A 19,144-nucleotide genomic window follows, 5' to 3' on the forward strand; every position below is an offset into this window, starting at 1 on the left:
TTGCTTGCAAGGCGATTCCGTGCGCCAGCCGCCGAATGACAGGCCACAAAGGCGGTTTTCAGCTCCAAATCCCCCGTATTCTTCCTCACAGGCGGTGCAGATGAGCCATCCCACTCCAGCCACATGAAAACGGGTTTGTTTTCTCGTGATCAGGGCCTGTGCGCTATGCACGCGTGGTACGCGCTTCACTTTCCCGTGCACCGCGATTGACTGTCACGCGCGCTTTTCCGATATGGCGCGGGGCGATAATGCACGCGCCGCCTGTTTACGGCACGCGCATCGTTTTGCGAGATCACCAAAACAGGACATCCAGACATGAACGTCGAGCAGCCGAGACTGGGCAAACGCGGAACTCTGTTCCTCCTTATCATTCTTGGCGCTTTTCCTCCCCTGACCATGGATCTTTACCTGCCCGCCCTGCCGAAAATGGCGGACACCTTTTCGACCAGTCACGCCATGATCAACATGACCCTTGGCGCCTATATGGTGACCTTCGCGCTCGGGATGCTGTTCTGGGGACCGCTGAGCGAAAAGACGGGGCGCAAGCCCATTCTGTTTGCCGCCCTCTCGATCTACATCGCATCCAGCCTCTTGTGCGCCCTGTCCAATACGGTCGAAGCCCTCATCACCTTCCGTGTTTTCCAAGGGCTCGCAGGTGGCGGGATCACTGTCGTCGGCACGTCTATCGTCAAGGATTTGTTTGACGGGCGGGAGCGCGAAAAGGTTATGGCCACCGTGATGTCTCTGGTCGTCATCGCGCCAATGGTCGCGCCTGTTCTCGGAGCCTTCCTGCTCAAGGTCGCGTCATGGCACGCACTGTTTGTCGTGCTTGCCCTGTTTGCCTGTTTTGCAGCCGCGCTCGTTTCGCTCTACCACGAAACCGTCGTCGAGAAGTCAACGACGCCGCTTCTGAAGTCGTGGAACCGTCTGGGCGTGGTGCTCAAGAACCCCAATTTCGCCTATCTTCTCCTGCTATTCTCGATGGTGCCGATGTGCCTGATGTCCTTCCTCGCCATCGCCTCCTACGTCTACATCGACGACTTCGGCATGACCGAACAGGCCTTCAGCTTCATCTTTGCCTTCAACGCGGCCTGCGCCTCCTTCGGCCCGATGATCTACCTGCGGGTTTCCCGCTTCATCCCTGTTCAAACCGTCATTCTGGGATGTTTCTCCATGATCATCATCGGCGGCATCGTGATGCTGTCCGTTGGGAGCCACTCGCTTTGGATCTTCGCTGCGACAGCCGCTGCGGTGACGCTATCGGTCATCATTGTCCGAGTGCCAGGGGCAAACCTGCTCTTGGACCAACAGGACAAGGACACCGGATCAGCGGCCGCATTGATCCAGTTCAGCGGCACCATGATGGGCGCCGCCGCCGTGCAGATCGTTTCCGCCAATTCGCACGACCTAATTCGGAACTATGGCATTTTGCTAGTCATCATCGGCACGACCTGCGCGACCTTGTGGTGGATCGCGAAAAGCCGCCCCTTTGTCACAGAGAACCTGCCCGCGCGGGAATGATCCACGAGGGGCGTTGGTGAGCCATACCTAAATGTTCCGGTTTGGCTGTCAGTGCATGTGCGGCTTGGGCTCCATCGGAGCGATGCCCTTCGGGGCCGATAGACAGAGTCTGGCCGCAGAATACGTCAGCGTGCCGCAATTTAGCGACACGCTACACTAGCTTGTCTCGTTTGATGCCTGTGAACTTCTCAACAAAAGCGGCAGGCCACTTCGGCGCGAGAAGTTCAAGCCTCGGTCGGCTCAGAGAGTGAACCCACCATCCGCGGTAACAATTGCGCCCGTCATAAACCCTGTGCGAGGACTTGCCACGAACAGAACCAATTCTGCAATTTCTTCTGGCGTCCCCATGCGTCCAATGGGTTGCCGCTCGTTGAACAGCTCAATGGCGCGTTCCTCGCCGCCCAGTTGGGCGCTGTTCTCCGAAAGTCGTCGGCGTAGTGACTTGGTATCAATCGTACCAGGGCACACAGCATTGCAGCGGATATTGTCGCGCACATAGTCGAACGCCACCGATTTTGTCATGCCGATAACGGCCGCTTTACTCGTTGCATAGGCCAAACGGTTGGAAGCCGTCGCAAGCGACGAAATAACCGATGCAATATTCACGATTGAAAGACTACGACCATCCGAAAGCGCCGCGGCTACCGCTGCACGCGTCACAAGGAAAGAACCAGTTACATTTACCTCCAGGGTCCGCTGGAATTCTTCGGTCGAACATTCGGTAAGTGATCCATGCGCGACAATGCCTGCGCAATTCACAACCATGTCCACGGGGCCATATTTCTCAAAATGAGCAGCGATTGCTGCCTCGTCGGTAATATCGATCTCGTGACAGCTATTTCCGCCTTCATTCAGGGACGGATCTTCCACGCTCGAAAAATCACGATCGAGGCCACGAACATGGATCCCTGCTTCACGAAATGCGGTGGCACATGCTTCACCGATACCATTTGCAGCGCCAGTTATGAGTGCTGTCTTGCCCTCAATTTTATCCATAGGATTGTTCTCTTTCTTTGAGTGAGGCTCGGAGCGTTATTCGTTTGTCAGGCCAAGCCAGACCGAAACACGCTGCGAGAAACTTTCAGGCTGTGTGCGGGGGTAGAAATGCCCCCCATCGGGAAAAATCGTCATCTCCGCGTGCGATAGCTCCGCGTGGAGATCGCGCTGGCGGTCGGCTGGGATCACACGATCATCCTCGACGCCAAGGATGAGCGTGTCACAGTTAATTCTATTCAGTTGCGCAGTGCCCTCAAACGCCATCAGTGCCTCAATGCGGTCGAGAGTTGTGGCAATTCGCGTCTCGTCCATAGACTGTGGCGCAAGGCTATCGGGCTCGATCGCGTCAGGGGTATTTGTCAAAAGAGCGTTGCAGCCTGCCGACAATTCGGGAGCGGCACGCAAAAGAGCCGAGCGAAACGCAAAGAGCTCATGCATGTAAGTGTTTGGGCGCAACCAAGTGCCACTCAGGACCAGCTTCGAAACCCTGTCAGGCCAACGCGCCGCAAAGGTTTGTGCGATCGCTCCCCCTGTCGAATGACCAATCAGCGCAATCGGGCGTTCTCCAAACGTCCTGCGCGCAACCTTCTCGGCGTCTTCAGCGAGCTGATCAATGGAAAGCGCGTTCTCAGGCGCGGGGCGAAGACCGCACCCGGGCTGGTCATAACAAACAATCCTACACGATGCCTCAAGGCGTGCACGCACGGGTTCCCAGAAGGCTGCGGTTCCGCCAAGGCCAGAAACGAGAAGAACCGGCATGGCGTCATGGGCGCCTTCGACATGCATCCATTCTGGTGTATTGGCGGGCGTAGAAACTGTCATTGGTAACGTCTTGTATTGGGATGTCGTGAAGATTGGGGCGAGACGTGATACGCCTCGCCCCTAGGTCATTTACTCAGCACTGCCAGACAACAGCTGGACGAATTCCTCGCCACCCGGGATATCCGACATCAGGTCGGGCCAAGCTTCGCGCGCTTTCTCCATGAACGGAGCAAGGTCGGGCTCATGAATATTGATGCCTCTTTCGGCCATGGTCTCAAGAGCTTCATCTGTCGCTACGTTGTGAGCTTCGATTCCTGCGGCCAGCGCCTCTTTCGCCGCCTCACGAACGATCGCCATCTGCTCATCGCTCAGCTTTCCGCTCAATGCAGCGGAACCCAGCATCAAAGATGGAAGTTGGTGAACTCGCGTGAGGGTGTAATCGCTGATCACGTCAGCAAAGCCGTCGCCTACAGTTTGGTCGGGTGCGAGTTCTGCTGCGTCGACGATGCCGTTTTGCAGCGCGAGGAACAGTTCCCCATAAGCCAGCGGGGTCGCCTGCACGCCGAGTGCCTCATAGCTCTTTACATAGCCAGGAGACTGGATCACGCGTGCCTTGATACCTTCCATGTCATCAACCGTTTCAACCGGTGTGGTGGAAGGCAGGGAGCGTTCGTAGATAGCGCCCCAGCCGAGACCGATCATGCCGTAGTTGTCGAAAGCACTCAGCAGATCCTGACCAGGTTCAGACGCGAGACGCTCATAGGCTTCTGCTTTGTCTGCAAATAGATAGGGCAACGAGAATACTTTCATCTCGGGCATCGTGTTTTCAAGAGATGCTGTCGAAATGAACGCGAGATCTACGGTGCCGGTCCGCAGCCCTTGGGTCAGCTTCAGTTCGCCGCCAAGTGCGCCTTGGTTGAAGACGTTAATGATGACTTCGCCATCAGTGCGCTCCTTGACCAACTCTGCCAGCCGCTCAGAAGCAATCTGATAGCTTGAGCTGTCGCCCAGTACGTGAGCGATGTTAAGCTCAGTTTCCGCTGCAAGCGGTGCAGCCGCGACAAGTATGGCGCCGGTGATAAGATTGCGGATTTGGATCATGGTATTTCCTTTTATCTCCCTGATTTACATAAACAGCGGCAAGTAAGTGATCGCCGTTAGGTTTATCAGCAAAACCGCAAGGAAAATTGCGAGCGGCTTTACTAATTCTTCGATACGAATTCCCGCGACGGAGCATGTGATGAACAAGTTCACGCCAACTGGTGGTGTGACCATGCCGATTGCGAGATTTGTGATCATGACTATCCCGAAATGCACGGGGCTGATGCCAAGAGCGGCTGCAACGGGTGCAAGCACGGGGGCAAGAATGATGATCGCGGCGAAGGTTTCCATAAACATGCCAACGACCAGCAGCATGATGTTAACCAACAGCAGGAACACCAGCGGATCGCTCGAAATTGACAGCATCAACGCTGCAACCTTCTGAGGTGCCTGATAAAGGGCGAGCGTATAAGCGAGCACCGCTGCGAAGCCGACAATCGCGAGGATTACAGCCGAGGACAATGCCGCACGCGAGAAGATGCCAGGCAGGTCGCTCCAAGCAATCGTGCGGTAGACGAATTTACCAACCACGAAGGCGAATACGACGGCCACCACCGCGGCCTCTGTCGCTGTAAACACTCCCAAATAAATCCCGCCAAGGATGATGATTGGCATGCATAGAGAAAGGAGTGCACGTTTGAATGTCATCCAAACATCACCACGCCAACGCTGCATCTCGAAGGGCTGGGGAGTTCCATAACCGCGCAACCAAGCAATGATCGTGATCGTCAGTATGAGCGACGCGCCGATCATGATACCCGGGATGATGCCAGCAATGAACAGATCGGTGATGGAGACGCCTGTGACGACCCCGTAGATGATCATCGGCACGGAGGGCGGCAAAATAACGCCCAGTTCTGCCGAAGAGGCTACGATGGCCGCACCAAACGGGCGCGGGTATTTCGACTTTTCCATCTTGGGAATGAGGATCGAGCCGATTGCTGCAGCTGTCGCAGATGACGATCCCGACACTGTCGAGAAGAACATCGTAGACAGCACCGCCGCCGCACCGAGCCCGCCACGAAACCAGCTCACGAGTGCATGAGCGAAATCGACAAGTCGGTCCGCGATGCTGGCGCGATCCATCAAGGCACCAGCCAGAATGAAGAACGGCAACGCCATTAGAGCAAAGCTGTCGAGTGCCTCGAACGTCGTTTGCGGAATGACGATAAGAGACATGTTGCGGTCCATCAGTGCAGGCACCGGAGCAAGACCGAGCGCCAGAGCAATCGGCACGCTCGCAGCAAAAAGCAAGATAAGGGAAATTAGTGCGAAACCCATAAAATCAATCCTCCAGTACGTCAGATGTAATCGGTGAACTGATTTCTGCTCCCCGAAGCCAGGCATCGGCCACTCGGGCGAGAATATTAATGCAGCCGATCAATGCACCTACGGGCATCGCCCAGTAGACCCAGGTTTTGGAAATCGAAAGCGCAGGCGAGCGCTCGATACGGCCGAATTCGACAAATTCAAGCCCGAGAGAAAAAATGAGTGCGAGGAATCCGAATGATGCGGCAAATGCGAGATATCTGAGGAAATTCCTCATCCGCGCGCTGACTTTGTTGACGACGGCGGTCAATGAAATCAGCATGTCGTAACGAAACCCTACGCCCAAACCGACAAAAACGAGCCAGATCATCGCATAGCGTGACAGTTCCTCGGTCCACGGCGCCGAAATGGTGATGCCGAAGCTGGTGAATACGAACCTGACCAGAACTTGCGCGAAGGTGGCCATGGTCATGCCGACCAGAAGAGCGCCGAGTGCGAATTTGGCCACTATATTGATAACATCCGAAATCCGGACGAATGCCGTTGCTATGCTGCGTATCATAGATCGATCTCCTCGCGCCAAGCGCGCAGGCCAAGCAGTGCGCGATCGCGCGCAGCTCGGCTTTCAGTTGCCTGTTCGAGAGGGCTGCGATCGATGCAGTAGCGTTGCAATGCCTCAAGCACGTCAGGTTTGAGGATGTCCTCCAAGCACGTATCCTTGGGGCAAAATTCCTCGAACATGGTGGCGTAACGGGTGAAGTAGTCGGCAATTCCGCCCGGAGCATTCAAATGGACGCCTTCGAGTGGGCCGAGGATCGACCAGCGCATACCGAAAGCGTCGCGGATCAACGTATCTGCGCCCTCTGGCGAGACCACGCCATCCCGGATCAACGTGATCATCTCCAACAACAACGCCCCTTGGAGGCGGTTCATCGCGAAACCGGAAATTTCTCGATTGATCCGAACCGGACTTTGGCCAATTCCACGCAGCAAAGTTTCAGTCCTCGAAATGGTTTCAGGGACGGTGAAAGGAGCAGGAACAATCTCGACCGCAGGGAGTGCGTGTGGTGGAGATGCTGGATGAGCCACAACAAAGCGCGACCGACCTTCGAGATCAAAGGCCAAGTCCGACATGCATAGAGCAGATGTCGAGCTCGCGATGACCGTCTCCTCGGGAAGGATCTGGTCTAACTCGGCAAATAGAGCGCGTTTTTTCGCAGGGTCTTCAGCAATGGATTCCTGAACATACCCACATTCAGAGAGCCCCGCCAAATCACGTGCCACGGAAAAACGCCCACTTGCGCCGCCAACAAGGCTATTCAGACGGTTTTCCAGTGTTTCGTCGTCGATAGCGTGATCAAAAACGACAACTTTATGGTTGCTGGCCAAAAAGGCCCTCGCCCAGGATTCACCTATTATCCCGCATCCGACGATGCCGATTATGCACGTCCCCTCTGTCATTGAATCGGCGAGAAAGAGACAGGCCGCAGAAGGCGTGTGGATTGCTGATCAAGGAGCGGCAACACCATATCGAGATAGGCCGCCCAGCGTGCATCGGCCATCATTGCGTCGCGGCGTTTCAGGCGTTCGTCGAGACTGTCATACGCCCAAAGGGCCACGACACGGTTCAGCTCGCCGACATCACTGATAAAATAGCCTAAGAAGTCGCCAAGCATCTCGCGCTGAATTGGCAGACCATGTTCCTCGTAGAGCTTCACAAATTTGCCCGCGCAGCCCGGTTTTGTCCGGTAATCTCGTTCCTCGATAATGCGCATCGATTAATTCTCCTCAGATGTTTGTGTCGGAACCGCAAAGACAGTTTCTGCCTCAATTTGTTCGACGTTTTCCGGACGCGGAAATGGTGCGGGCGGCTCTTCTCCCGCGGCACGAGGTCGACCGATACGCTCGAAAAATGTCTCAAGACCGGCAGGCATAAGGAGCCAAAGGAATGTCAGCGGAGCGTCACTGTCGTTCACAAAGGAGTGGCGGCGGTTGCGACCGACATACACAACGGTCCCTGGCTCGGCCCGCTCCACGACCTTGGCATCATCCAACTCGATCCGCCCGGTTCCTTCGAGAAAGTAGATGACCTCATCATGGCGGTCATGTGCGTGGGTGCGTACAAAACAGCCACCAGGCGCCACCGTTTGTGTTCCAAGCGAGAACGGATGCTCGGCACCAACTTCGTCGCTGTTAAGAAGACAACGTACGAACCCATTAGCCGGCACAGGCTGCCAATAGCTCGCACCCTCCTCCAAACGACGGATCATCGCACCGCCGGTTGTGGTCTGTTGCGTCACGGATTCATTCGTCATCGTTTTTTCCTTCTTTGGCGTCGTGTGGTGATCGATGGGCGCCAGCTGATCGCGACAACCCCATGAGCAATCCGTCAGCGATAGCGCGCCGCAGGCCGCCTCGGCGGTGCGTGACATGAGCCAGCATCTCGCTCGCCGCGAGGTCTTCGTCCCGCTTTTTCATCGCGTCCAAAATGACCTTGTGCTCATCAAATGTTCGGCGGCGGTCGTCACCGTGCAAACCGGCCCAACGAACAAAGTGAATGCGCGAATTAATCTGGCGCATGAATGTGAGGATGGCGGAATTTCCAGAAAGCGCCGCCAAACTTTCGTGAAACACTGCATCCTGTTCGACAAGGTAATCAGGATTGGCATTTCCATAGTCGTGCAACACAGCGTCCCATTGGTCGGCTAGGGCTTGGATCTGGGCATCTGTCGCAAGCTGCACAGCAAGCCGCACGGCCCCGACCTCCAAAATCCCCCGAGCCTCGAAAAGGTCCTCGATTTCGTCCACATTCACCTGCCGAATGAAAAAGCCTCGGTTCGGCTCAAACTCGACAAGTTGCTCCACATACAATCGGTTGATCGCTTCACGCAGCGGCGTGCGGCCTACGTTGAGAGACTTGGATAGATACTGCTCATTGAGCCGCTCCCCAGGGCGCAACTCAAACTCGATAATCATCGATCGAAGACGTTCCTGCACGAGCGCAACAGTGTTGCCTTTGCGCTTTCGCTTGGGGCGATCTGAGGGGGCGTTCCTTGGCATGTTACTCCAATCGTGCTAAACTAAATTTAGTATAGTCGTAACTATTGTCGACACAAGAACGATGAAGCGAGCACTCATAATCAAACGACAAGTATCTGTTTTATAATGATTTATTTTGATTTCACCGCCAACAACACGACAAACCAACATCGGAGACAGCTCTGTGCGGGCACCTCCCTATCCCCCGCCCTACCAGCCTCTCCCTTATGATTCGCCCGCGCCCAGAAAGGAAAAAAATCACATGGAAATCGCACTGATTGGCAATGGCGCCATAGCGCAATACGCAATGCATGAACTGGCTCAGAGAGGGCATCGAATTGGCGCGCTCATTCTCCGCCCTGCGCGGCTGAAAGAGACTGATGCGCCCGACGGCGCCAAGCTCATCTCATCGGCATCCGAACTACCGAAAGGGATAGACCATGTGCTCGACTGCGCGGGCCATTCTGGCCTTGCCGCCCACGGCGCCGACATCTTGCGCTCGGGGACGGGTTTGACCACATTGTCGGTCGGCGCTCTTGCTGACCCCTCTCTATATGATGCTCTTTCCAAAGCGGCACAGGAGGGCTCTTCGAAACTTCAACTTGTGAGCGGCGCCATAGGTGCGTTGGATTGCCTCCGCGCAGCACGGATCGGCCAATTGCGCCGCGTTCGCTATGTCGGACGCAAGCCGCCCAAAGGATGGATGGGCTCGCCCGCCGAGGAAAAACTCAATCTTACAAAGCTTGAGAAACCACAGGTCCATTTTGCTGGAACCGCACGACAAGCAGCTACGCTATACCCTAAGAATGCGAATGTGGCCGCGGCTGTAGCACTATCGGGAGTAGGTTTCGACGATACTGAAGTTGAGCTGATCGCCGACCCCGATGTGACCTCGAACATCCACGAAATACATGCCGAAGGTGATTTCGGTGATCTTCAATTCACAGTTCGCGGCGAAGCACTCAAAAGCAATCCCAAGAGTTCAGCTTTGGCTGCAATGAGCGCTGTGGCGGCGATCGAACAACTCGACAGTGCATTCGTATTTTAATGTAGCCAACGCTCTCCAAGATCCAAACAGAACGGCCACCGGCACAACGCCAGTGGCCGTTTTGTGATTCAGAAATGTGGAGAGCGAGAGTTCCAGGCGCTGCCCTCGGTCGTTTTGACACCGAGCGCACTCCTGCCTGACCAAAACCAAAAGCAATAAAGTCATTTTACCGACAGCTTGGCAGGCAAGTTGGCGGGCGGTGAGCGCGACCGAACGCAACATTCTGTTTTTATTGGAAGTATGGTGCGGGTGGAGGGACTTGAACCCCCACGCCTTGCGGCGCCAGAACCTAAATCTGGTGCGTCTACCAATTTCGCCACACCCGCGTGGGCGTCCATTTAGCCTATGCGTTGCAATCGCGCCAGTCCAAATTTTGAAAAACACGCAGGATAAATATTACCTTCTCGTTAACGAATTTTTGACATATTCATGGTAGAAAACGAGGCAGTGTTAGAAGGAGCTTGCGCAATGACCCAAAGAGGCGCGCGCAGCAACAAGTCGGAGCGAAAGGCTCCGTGCGGGCAAGGCCCCGCCAAGTTGCGCATAGAAGACATTCTTCCCGACCATTCCGCTGGCATCGCCGCTGGCACGTTAATCGTGACCGCCGATGGCGTCCTTCCCGTTGAATATCTCGAACCCGGGGATCGCGTGGTTACGCGCTCGGGGATGCGGGCTCTGCTCGACGTTGACACCCCCGCGCCACACCGTTTTGCGCTCAAGTTCAAGCGCGCCGAGGTGATCTATGCCGATGGTGTCATGGTGAATGCACAGACAGGTCAGGCGCTCGTTATATAGAGGTGCCGGCTATTCGGGCCGCCGAAGCCGCCGCGTGAGGGCACCTGCCACGAACGTGCGCGGGTTTAACCGATGACGCGCAAAAGACCGACAAGACCCAAAGAAGCCGCCCATTCAATTGAGGCGGCTTTTACTTTTCGCTCAGGATTGCGATGCAGTAATCGCAAGAGAGACCCTGCGGGCGAATGACAAGGCCCGCGGCGCAGGATCAAACCCCAAGCGCGCGGAACAGGTTTGGCAATGTTTCGGGCAGGTCTTCGGCAATGAGACCCGGTCCGAAGCGGCGCGCGGCTTCCGTGTGCAAGTAGGTCGCCGTTCCCGCCGCGTGATAGGGTGCAAGCCCGCGCGCCATCAGCCCCGCGACCAATCCCGCCAGCACATCCCCTGCCCCTGCCGTCGCCAGCCAAGGCGCGCTGCGCTCATAGACGGTGGCATTGACCGAGGCACGGCCATCAGGAGCAGCCACCACCGTATCGGGGCCTTTCATCACCACGGTGCATCCCGCTCGTCTGCCGGCATCGCGGGCAGCGTCGACCTTACTATAGGCGGGGCCTGTGACAGGCGGGGCATCGAGTTGGGCGGCAATATCGGGGAAAAGACGTTTGAATTCACCCGCGTGGGGTGTGAGGACGCATCCCGCGTGGAGCATGGCGAAAAGGGCGGCGTCCTGTGCGAGCGCGGTGAGCGCATCGGCATCAAGGACGGTTGGACGCTGCGCGGCAAGCACGGCGGGAAGGATATCACGGGCGCGGTCAATCCCGAAAGCAGGACCGACGCAGAGCGCATTGATACGGGTGTCCTTGAGAACCTCGGCCAGCGCCTCGGGGGCGTCTGTCTCCGTCAGCATGATGGCGGTGAGCTGTGCCGCGTTCTCCGCCAGAGCATCGTGGGGCGTGGCGACGGTGACAAGCCCTGCTCCGACCCTGAGGGCTGCGCGGGCGGCAAGTCGGGCGGCCCCTGTGCGCCCTGACGGGCCAGACAGCACAAGCGCATGGCCATGGGTGAATTTGTGCCCCGCGCCCCCTTTCGCCAGATCGGCGGGATCAGGTTCAACGGCATGGACCACGCCCTCAGCGGTTGCAGGATAAGGTGCCAGACCGATCCCCGCCACCACGGCACGTCCGCAGAAAAACGGCCCCTGATCAAGCAGATGCCCCAGTTTCAGCGCATGAAAACTCACGGTCAGATCGGCCTTGATCGGCGTGCCTAATGGCTTGCCACTGTCCGCGCACAGGCCCGAAGGTACATCCACCGCCACCACGCGCGCAGGCAGCACAGGCAGATGCGTGAGCGCGTCGGGGATCGGGCGGGTCAGCCCCGTGCCGAAAATGGCGTCAACGAGAAGGTCGGGAGGGGTGTCGCGGGTATCTTTTGCAGGCGCTTGCGTCAGGGACCGCTCCGTGACCGCCCCCATGTCGCACCAGCGGTCGTAATTGGTCCGCGCATCTGGCGGGAGCTTCTCAGAGGCGCCATAGAGGATCACATCCACCGACCAGCCGCGCTCTTTCAACAGGCGGGCGATCACAAAGCCGTCGCCCCCATTGTTGCCAGGACCACAGAGAACCAGAGCCCTATGGGCGGTGCGCGCCAGTTCGGGCCACTGCGCGAACATGGCTTCGACAACCCCGCGCCCTGCCCGCTCCATCAGCGCGAGCCCCGTCACCGCGCCGCTCTCGATAGCCGCGCGTTCAAGGCTGCGCATCTGGGCGGCGGTGAGACATTCGGTCATGTGCATTCACTCCAGTCGTTCCAACGGTTTACCCTCGCGCGACGCGTCCTCGCCCCGCACAAATCGGCGCGGATGCGAATTGTGCCTATAAAGTTTTCATATTGCCCATTACGAATCCACTTTGCACAAATATTAAGCAATTGACGTGAATCCTGTGGGCACCGCTACGCCCGTCCAACCTAGTCGATTGTGACCCTCAATGAGAAGTGGTCTGACGGTCTGCAACTGAACTCAAGGGAGTCGAAGATCCATGAAAAAGATCGAAGCGATCATCAAACCCTTCAAACTCGACGAAGTGAAAGAAGCACTCCAAGACATCGGCGTGCAGGGTCTTTCGGTGGTCGAGGTGAAGGGGTTCGGGCGCCAGAAGGGCCACACAGAACTCTATCGCGGAGCCGAATACGTCGTGGACTTTCTGCCCAAGGTAAAGATCGAGGTCGTCCTGAGTGACGATCAGGTTGATGGAGCCATCGAGGCAATCATCAACGCCGCCAAAACCGACAAGATCGGCGATGGCAAGATTTTCGTATCGCCCGTTGAACAGGCCATGCGGATCAGAACGGGCGAGTCCGGCGAAGACGCGCTTTAAAGGGAGGGCGCAGGGTGGCTTCACGTCGCCTTTCGTCAATTTCAGACACGTAACTCTAGAAGACAAGGGACCAGGTCACCATGAGCATCAAAGACGTTCTCAAGACCATGAAAGACGAAGACGTTCAGTACGTCGACGTTCGCTTTACCGACCCGCGCGGTAAGCTTCAGCACGTAACATTGCGCCACACCGAAGTGGACGAAGACTTCTTCGAAGAAGGCTTCATGTTCGACGGCTCCTCCATCGCTGGTTGGAAATCCATCGACCAATCCGATATGAAGCTGATCCCCGATCCGGACTCGGCTTATCTCGACCCGTTCTATGCGGAAAAAACGCTCTGCGTGCATTGTACGGTTGTTGAGCCTGACACAGGCGAAAGCTACGACCGCGACCCCCGTGGTTGTGCGCAGCGCGCCGAAGCCTACCTCAAATCCTCGGGCATCGGTGATGCCTTCTACTGTGGTCCCGAAGCGGAATTCTTCCTCTTCGACGATGTTCGTTTCTCCGTTGAGATGAACAAAGTGTCCTACGAAGTCGACGCAATCGACGCATCGTGGAACACCGACACGGAATACGAGATGGGCAACACGGGCCACCGTCCGGGCATCAAAGGCGGCTACTTCCCCGTCAACCCGATCGACGACGGTCAGGACATCCGCGGTGAAATGCTCACCACCATGGCCAACATGGGCATGAAAGTGGACAAGCACCACCACGAGGTTGCTTCCTGTCAGCACGAACTCGGCCTGATCTTCGGCACACTCACCGAACAAGCTGACCACCTGCAAAAGTACAAGTACGTGATCCACAACGTCGCGCACGCCTACGGCAAATCCGCAACCTTCATGCCGAAACCCATTGCGGGCGACAACGGCACCGGCATGCACGTGAACATGTCGATTTGGAAAGATGGCAAGCCGCTCTTTGCTGGCGACAAATATGCCGATCTCTCCGACGAAGCCCTGTGGTTCATCGGCGGCATCCTGAAGCACGCGAAAGCGCTCAACGCCTTCACCAACCCGTCCACGAACTCCTACAAACGCCTGATCCCGGGCTTTGAGGCTCCTGTTCTGCGCGCCTACTCCGCGCGTAACCGTTCGGGTTGTGTGCGTATTCCTTGGGCCGAAAGCCCCAAGGCGAAACGTGTGGAAGCCCGCTTCCCCGATCCGAGCGCAAACCCCTACCTGTGCTTCGCGGCCCTGCTCATGGCTGGCCTCGACGGCATCAAGAACAAGATCGATCCTGGTCCCTCCTCCGACAAGGACCTCTACGATCTGCCGCCTGAAGAACTGGCCGAAATCCCGACCGTCTGCGCGAGCTTGCGTGAAGCTCTCGAAGAACTTGAAGCCGACATGGACTTCCTGCTTGCTGGCGACGTGTTCACCAAAGACCAGATCCAAGGCTACTGCGATCTCAAGTGGGAAGAGGTTTACGCCTACGAACACACTCCGCACCCGATGGAATACAAGCTCTACTACAGCTGCTAAGTCCAACGGTGCGAAAGTTTGGGAAAGGGCCGCGCGATTGCGTGGCCCTTTTTCGTGTCCCTCCCCCATGCGCAGCACTCTTGTGCGAGCGGCGTGACCTGTGGCCTAGTGGAGCGGAGTGTTCGGAAAGGAACCCCCATGTTCAAAGGGTCATGTCTTTGCGGTGCAGTGACGTTCGAGGCCGCCAAAACAGCCAAGGAAGCCGTGGCCTGCCACTGTTCGCAATGCCGCAAGGTGACGGGCAATTTCGATGTGTCGGTGGAGGTGGCCAAATCCTATCTGACCATTCACGACACCACCTCTTTGCGCTGGTATCACACCACCAAGGTGCGGCGCGGGTTCTGTGCGACCTGTGGCAGTCACCTCTTCTTCGATCCGCCGCATCTCGACTGGGTGGGAGTAGCCATGGGCGCGTTTGACGCGCCAACGGGCGTGCGTCTGGCCCAGCATATCTTCTGCGCCGACAAGGGCGACTGGTATGAGATCACCGACGGCCTGCCGCAAAACGCGCAGTAGCAACAACAACCCCACAAACGAAAAAGGGCGCCCCGCAAGGCGCCCTTTCTATTCGATTGTCGCGTGACGTGCTGCGTCTTAGCCGCGCGCTTTACCCACGAACTTCCAAGCGGCAGGCAGCAGCATGGCAGCCAGCGCCAGCTTCAGCACGTCACCGATGAGGAAGGGCGTCAGGCCCCATGCAAGGATCGGCTTGTCCACACCGTAAAGAACGGCGAGCCATGCCAAACCCGGCACGTAGATGATCGCGTTACCGAGCAGCATCGCACCCGCCATTTTCAGCGGCGAACGGTCCCAACCTGCGCGAGCAGCCATGCCGAGCGCGACAGTGGCAAGCACGTAGCCCACGAGGTAGCCGCCCGTGCCGCCCATCATGTAGGCAATGCCGCTGGCCTCTGCCGAAGAGCCTGCAAAAACGTCAAAGCCGAGCGCACCGAGCGCCATGTAGAGCGCGATGGTCACGAAACCGAGGCGCGGGCCGTAAGCGGCACCGAGCGACAGCACGGCGAATGTGCCCATGGTGATCGGCACGGGCCACATCGGCACGGAGATTTTGGCCGAGATCGCAAGAATCATGACGCCCGCGACGACAAGTGCCACTTGCTTGGCCCGCAATGCGGCCCCTTCGTTCGCGCCGAACGCTTCGCTCAATACTTTACCAGTCATAGCAATCGCCATCGGTTCGTCCCTTTCGGAGTTATTCATCCAGTTGCCCTGTTTTTGCACCAAGCGCCCCGCATGGCAAGAGCATAGCAACCCTGCCGGCCCTCTTTAGGGCAAATTCGCAAAGCCGCTGCAAAGTCAGTGCCGCAATTTGCAAACTGCAGCAGCACGTCGATCATACAGGCGTATAACGTGTGAGAGAGGTGTAATCCTTTCGCGGCCCCCGCACCCGCCACGTGGCGGTCCACTCGGGCCAACGCGAGAAATCATAGGTGACATCATAGCGATCAGGCGCGCAGTCATGGCCCGCCTCAGCACCCTCCCCGCGCGGATCGAAGGTGTGAAAGAACCGCCCGTCGGCAAAATCCACGGCGATCTCCGCGCCCTGCGCGCGCCAGAAATAACTCCGCTCCGCCTGCATCGGCGCAAGCCCTGCCATCTCCAGCACCCCAGTCTCTGTCAGGCGCAGACCGCCCGCCTCAGGCGCAAACACGCACCGCCCCGTCAAACGCCCGTCAGGCCCGCCTGAATGGTCGGTGATCTCGCGCTCCATCGCCCAAGTGCCCTCGAATGCCACTAGGTCGCGCATCCGCGCCCCCTTCATCTGTTTGCAAATATCCTGGGGGTGAATGGCCTGAAAGGCCAGAGGGGGCAAGGCCCCCGAGGAAATCGCGCCCGCCCCCACACTTGCCCTTTCGCCTCCCCGCGCGTAAAGACGCGGCCAGAACCACACTGCTCGCATCCATACGGAAAGGTCTGCCATGATCCCTCGTTATTCCCGCAAAGAGATGGTCGACATCTGGGAACCCGCCACCAAGTTCAAAATCTGGTATGAGATCGAGGCCCACGCCTGTGACGCGATGGCCGATCTGGGCGTGATCCCGCGCGAGAACGCCGAGGCCGTGTGGAAAGCCAAGGACGTCGAGTTTGACGTGGCCCGCATCGACGAGATCGAAGCCGTCACCAAGCACGATGTGATTGCCTTCCTCACCCACCTCGCCGAGCATGTCGGCTCCGAGGAAGCCCGTTTCGTCCACCAAGGCATGACCAGCTCCGACGTTCTTGACACCTGCCTCAACGTGCAGCTTGTCCGCGCCGCCGATATCCTTCTGGCCGACCTCGACAAGGTGCTCGCCGCGCTGAAGAAACGCGCTATGGAGCATAAGATGACCGTGCGCGTGGGACGTTCCCACGGCATTCACGCAGAACCCACCACCATGGGCCTGACCTTTGCCCGCTTCTATGCCGAGATGGACCGCAACAAGGCGCGTCTGCAAGCCGCCCGCGAAGAAATCGCCACAGGTGCCATCTCTGGCGCAGTCGGCACATTCGCCAATATCGACCCGCGCGTGGAAGAGCATGTCTGCGCCAAGCTGGGCCTGAGCCCCGAGCCGATCTCCACGCAGGTTATCCCGCGCGACCGCCACGCGATGTTCTTTGCTGTGCTCGGTGTGATCGCCTCCTCCATGGAAAACATCGCCATCGAAATCCGCCACATGCAGCGCACCGAAGTGCTCGAAGGCGCGGAATTTTTCTCCATGGGCCAAAAAGGCTCCTCCGCCATGCCGCACAAGAAGAACCCCGTGCTGACCGAAAACCTCACGGGTCTGGCGCGTCTGGTGCGTATGGCCGTGGTCCCCGCCATGGAGAATGTCGCGCTGTGGCACGAACGTGATATTTCGCACTCCTCCGTCGAACGCGCCATCGGACCGGACGCGACCGTGACGCTTGATTTCGCGCTCAACCGTCTGGCGGGTGTGGTCGAGAACATGCTGATCTTCCCCGACAACATGCTCGACAATATGAACAAATTCCCCGGCCTCGTCATGAGCCAGCGCGTGCTTCTGGCGCTGACACAAGCAGGCGTATCGCGCGAAGACGCCTATTCGATGGTGCAGCGCAACGCGCTTAAGGTCTGGGAAGATCGCGTCGATTTCCAAGAGCAGCTTCTGGCCGACGAAGATGTGGTCAAGGCGCTCGGCGAAGAAGCGATCAAAGAGAAGTTCGACATGGATTACCACACCAAACACGTCGACACGATTTTCGCCCGCGTGTTCGGGGAATAGGCCCCAAACCGCGCACCTTTAGGGGGCGCATTCGCGAAAATCGCCAAAATATGATAGACTTTCCCGTAGGCACAACCGCCACGGGAGAGTTTTTTATGAAACGCATCATCCTTGCCATTGCCCTTCTGACACCCTTGAGCGCATTCGCCATGGGCTGCGACCGCACGCATGAAGCAGCGTCCTGCGCCGAAGGTTTCGTGTGGGATACGGAGGCTGGTGCCTGCGTGAAGCAGGTCATCGGATAAAATCCGCGTATTACGCCAGAAAATCGGCGGATCGGTCACGAAGCATTAAGAGTCCCACGCTACACCTGAAGGCCGCAACGGCTTTTCAGGACGAGGGACTTTCGTGGACGGACTTCCGCAACCACCTGATATCGGGGAGCTGCCCGCACTTGATGACCTGCCCGCCCCCAACGACGGTGTGGCGGTCGACGGCGAGATCGGCACCGTCACCCGTATGCCCGCGCAATTGTCGAAAAAGGCGAAGGCCGCCGTCATCGTGCGCATTCTCGCCTCTGAGGAAATCAAACTGAACCTCGGCCATTTTTCCGAGCGCACACAGGTCGAACTGGCCCGCCAGATGACCGACCTGCGCCATATCGACCGCGAGACGATGATTGCCGTGGTCGAGGAATTTCTGGAGGAGCTAGACGCCATCGGGTTGAGTTTCCCTGGCGGGCTGGAAGGCGCGCTCAACCTGCTCGACGGCACGATCTCCCCCGACACGGCGTCGAAACTGCGCAAACAGGCGGGGTTCTCGCTCACGGGCGATCCATGGAAGCGGATTGCCGATGTCGAGGTGGAGCGACTTTTGCCCATTCTGGAAAGTGAAAGCGTCGAGGTCTGCGCGGTGCTTTTGTCCAAACTCAAGGTCGGCAAATCGGCCCAGCTCCTTTCCATGTTGCCCGGCGAGCGGGCGCGACGCGTGGCCTATGCCATTTCCAAAACCGCCGCTGTCTCCCCTGGCGTGGTGCAACGCATCGGCATTTCCGTGGCGGGACAACTCGACAGCCAGCCGCCCAAGGCCTTTGCCGTTGACCCCACCGAACGCGTGGGCGCCATCCTCAACTTCTCGCCCGCCGATACCCGCGAGGAGGTGCTCGAAGGGCTGGAACAGGATGACAGGGACTTTGCCGCCGAAGTGCGCAAGAACATCTTCACCTTCGCCACCATCGCCAAACGGCTTGCACCGCGCGACGCCGCCAAGGTTATTCGCGAAGTGGACCAGCCTGTTCTCGTCACGGCACTTGCGGGTGCGAAAGGGGATGCCGAGGCCTCCGTTTCCTTCCTACTGTCAAACATCTCCAAACGCATGTCGGAAGGTATCCGCGAGGAAATGAACACCCTAGGCAACGTGAAGCCCGAGGAGGCCGAAGAGGCGCAAAACACCGTGGTCTCGGTCATCCGCGATCTTGAGAGTGCAGGCGAAATTTTCCTGCTCGCAGGAGACGAAGAGGAGTAGCCCGTTGCGCACGGATCACGGGAAGCGGGCGCGACCTTGCCATGCGCCCTACCCGCCTGTGCGCCACACCCGCCGCAAGCACATTCCCGTCCGTCCGCG

21 protein-coding genes and 1 tRNA gene are annotated in these 19,144 nt (G+C 57.9%); 9 read left to right on the forward strand and 13 right to left on the reverse strand.

The genetic code is table 11. From position 1 onward, the window contains the following. Window positions 1-315 precede the first annotated feature (315 nt). Window positions 316-1,521, forward strand: a complete 1,206-nt coding sequence (locus ACN0SC_RS00510; RefSeq protein WP_417247707.1) for a multidrug effflux MFS transporter — start codon at window positions 316-318, stop codon at window positions 1,519-1,521. 240 nt (window positions 1,522-1,761) lie between these two features. On the opposite strand, the gene ACN0SC_RS00515 is transcribed toward ACN0SC_RS00510, so the two are convergent. The 9 genes from ACN0SC_RS00515 to ACN0SC_RS00555 all read right to left on the reverse strand — a co-directional run bounded on the left by ACN0SC_RS00515 (window position 1,762) and on the right by ACN0SC_RS00555 (window position 8,709). After that, the gene (locus ACN0SC_RS00515; protein ID WP_417247708.1) at window positions 1,762-2,517 is read right to left on the reverse strand and encodes an SDR family NAD(P)-dependent oxidoreductase; all 756 of its coding nucleotides are present in this window, start codon (window positions 2,515-2,517) and stop codon (window positions 1,762-1,764) included. A 36-nt stretch (window positions 2,518-2,553) separates the two neighbouring features. After that, a complete protein-coding gene (locus ACN0SC_RS00520; RefSeq protein WP_417247709.1) occupies window positions 2,554-3,339 on the reverse strand; it encodes an alpha/beta fold hydrolase in 786 nt (261 codons plus the stop codon). A 69-nt stretch (window positions 3,340-3,408) separates the two neighbouring features. Continuing rightward, window positions 3,409-4,380, reverse strand: a complete 972-nt coding sequence (locus tag ACN0SC_RS00525; protein ID WP_417247710.1) for a TRAP transporter substrate-binding protein — start codon at window positions 4,378-4,380, stop codon at window positions 3,409-3,411. Window positions 4,381-4,404: 24 nt separating this feature from the next. Next, window positions 4,405-5,661 (reverse strand): TRAP transporter large permease, encoded by a 1,257-nt coding sequence (locus ACN0SC_RS00530; protein WP_417247711.1) that lies wholly within the window; start codon window positions 5,659-5,661, stop codon window positions 4,405-4,407. A 4-nt stretch (window positions 5,662-5,665) separates the two neighbouring features. Next, on the reverse strand, window positions 5,666-6,211 hold the full coding sequence (locus tag ACN0SC_RS00535) for a TRAP transporter small permease (RefSeq protein ID WP_417247712.1): 546 nt from the start codon (window positions 6,209-6,211) through the stop codon (window positions 5,666-5,668). Then, window positions 6,208-7,110, reverse strand: a complete 903-nt coding sequence (locus ACN0SC_RS00540) for a 3-hydroxyacyl-CoA dehydrogenase NAD-binding domain-containing protein (protein ID WP_417247713.1) — start codon at window positions 7,108-7,110, stop codon at window positions 6,208-6,210. Before ACN0SC_RS00540 ends, ACN0SC_RS00535 begins: the two co-directional genes overlap by 4 nt. Beyond that, a complete protein-coding gene (locus ACN0SC_RS00545; protein WP_417247714.1) occupies window positions 7,107-7,424 on the reverse strand; it encodes an NIPSNAP family protein in 318 nt (105 codons plus the stop codon). Before ACN0SC_RS00545 ends, ACN0SC_RS00540 begins: the two co-directional genes overlap by 4 nt. 3 nt (window positions 7,425-7,427) lie before the next feature. Then, window positions 7,428-7,964 (reverse strand): cupin domain-containing protein, encoded by a 537-nt coding sequence (locus ACN0SC_RS00550; RefSeq protein WP_417247715.1) that lies wholly within the window; start codon window positions 7,962-7,964, stop codon window positions 7,428-7,430. Continuing rightward, complete coding sequence (locus ACN0SC_RS00555; protein ID WP_417247716.1) at window positions 7,954-8,709, reverse strand: GntR family transcriptional regulator; 756 nt, start codon at window positions 8,707-8,709, stop codon at window positions 7,954-7,956. Before ACN0SC_RS00555 ends, ACN0SC_RS00550 begins: the two co-directional genes overlap by 11 nt. Before the next feature lie 241 nt (window positions 8,710-8,950). Between ACN0SC_RS00555 and ACN0SC_RS00560 the strand changes: the two genes are divergently transcribed. Beyond that, window positions 8,951-9,736, forward strand: a complete 786-nt coding sequence (locus tag ACN0SC_RS00560; protein ID WP_417247717.1) for an aspartate dehydrogenase — start codon at window positions 8,951-8,953, stop codon at window positions 9,734-9,736. Between the two features lie 241 nt (window positions 9,737-9,977). Here ACN0SC_RS00560 and ACN0SC_RS00565 read toward each other — a convergent pair. Further along, window positions 9,978-10,062 (reverse strand) — tRNA-Leu (locus tag ACN0SC_RS00565). 142 nt (window positions 10,063-10,204) lie between these two features. Here ACN0SC_RS00565 and ACN0SC_RS00570 point away from each other — a divergent pair. Further along, window positions 10,205-10,531, forward strand: a complete 327-nt coding sequence (locus tag ACN0SC_RS00570) for a Hint domain-containing protein (RefSeq protein ID WP_417247718.1) — start codon at window positions 10,205-10,207, stop codon at window positions 10,529-10,531. A gap of 208 nt (window positions 10,532-10,739) precedes the next feature. On the opposite strand, the gene ACN0SC_RS00575 is transcribed toward ACN0SC_RS00570, so the two are convergent. Beyond that, window positions 10,740-12,260 carry an NAD(P)H-hydrate dehydratase gene (locus ACN0SC_RS00575; protein WP_417247719.1) on the reverse strand — a complete coding sequence of 507 codons (1,521 nt, stop codon included), beginning with the start codon at window positions 12,258-12,260 and terminating at the stop codon, window positions 10,740-10,742. Window positions 12,261-12,510: 250 nt separating this feature from the next. Between ACN0SC_RS00575 and ACN0SC_RS00580 the strand changes: the two genes are divergently transcribed. From ACN0SC_RS00580 to ACN0SC_RS00590, 3 genes are all read left to right on the forward strand, one after another. Further along, entirely contained in the window at window positions 12,511-12,849 is a 339-nt protein-coding gene (locus ACN0SC_RS00580; protein WP_417247720.1) for a P-II family nitrogen regulator, read from the forward strand. Window positions 12,850-12,929: 80 nt separating this feature from the next. Further along, window positions 12,930-14,336 (forward strand): type I glutamate--ammonia ligase, encoded by a 1,407-nt coding sequence (gene glnA / locus ACN0SC_RS00585; protein WP_417247721.1) that lies wholly within the window; start codon window positions 12,930-12,932, stop codon window positions 14,334-14,336. Between the two features lie 138 nt (window positions 14,337-14,474). Next, window positions 14,475-14,852 carry a GFA family protein gene (locus ACN0SC_RS00590; RefSeq protein WP_417247722.1) on the forward strand — a complete coding sequence of 126 codons (378 nt, stop codon included), beginning with the start codon at window positions 14,475-14,477 and terminating at the stop codon, window positions 14,850-14,852. 78 nt (window positions 14,853-14,930) lie between these two features. Here ACN0SC_RS00590 and ACN0SC_RS00595 read toward each other — a convergent pair whose 3' ends face one another. Beyond that, the gene (locus ACN0SC_RS00595) at window positions 14,931-15,518 is read right to left on the reverse strand and encodes a biotin transporter BioY (RefSeq protein ID WP_417247723.1); all 588 of its coding nucleotides are present in this window, start codon (window positions 15,516-15,518) and stop codon (window positions 14,931-14,933) included. A 172-nt stretch (window positions 15,519-15,690) separates the two neighbouring features. Then, the gene (locus ACN0SC_RS00600) at window positions 15,691-16,278 is read right to left on the reverse strand and encodes a DUF6314 family protein (protein WP_417247724.1); all 588 of its coding nucleotides are present in this window, start codon (window positions 16,276-16,278) and stop codon (window positions 15,691-15,693) included. On the opposite strand from ACN0SC_RS00600, the gene purB reads away from it, so the two are divergent. The 3 genes from purB to ACN0SC_RS00615 all read left to right on the forward strand — a co-directional run bounded on the left by purB (window position 16,277) and on the right by ACN0SC_RS00615 (window position 19,045). Continuing rightward, window positions 16,277-17,581 (forward strand): adenylosuccinate lyase, encoded by a 1,305-nt coding sequence (gene purB / locus ACN0SC_RS00605; RefSeq protein WP_417247725.1) that lies wholly within the window; start codon window positions 16,277-16,279, stop codon window positions 17,579-17,581. The two genes, ACN0SC_RS00600 and purB, sit on opposite strands and share 2 nt — an antisense overlap. A 95-nt stretch (window positions 17,582-17,676) precedes the next feature. Next, window positions 17,677-17,826, forward strand: coding sequence for a hypothetical protein (locus tag ACN0SC_RS00610; protein WP_417247726.1), 150 nt, complete (start codon window positions 17,677-17,679; stop codon window positions 17,824-17,826). Window positions 17,827-17,929: 103 nt separating this feature from the next. Next, on the forward strand, window positions 17,930-19,045 hold the full coding sequence (locus tag ACN0SC_RS00615) for a flagellar motor switch protein FliG (protein ID WP_417247727.1): 1,116 nt from the start codon (window positions 17,930-17,932) through the stop codon (window positions 19,043-19,045). The last annotated feature ends 99 nt before the right edge of the window (window positions 19,046-19,144 follow it).

Origin of the sequence: Celeribacter sp. (assembly GCF_048261515.1) — a bacterium.
Classification (GTDB): domain Bacteria; phylum Pseudomonadota; class Alphaproteobacteria; order Rhodobacterales; family Rhodobacteraceae; genus Celeribacter.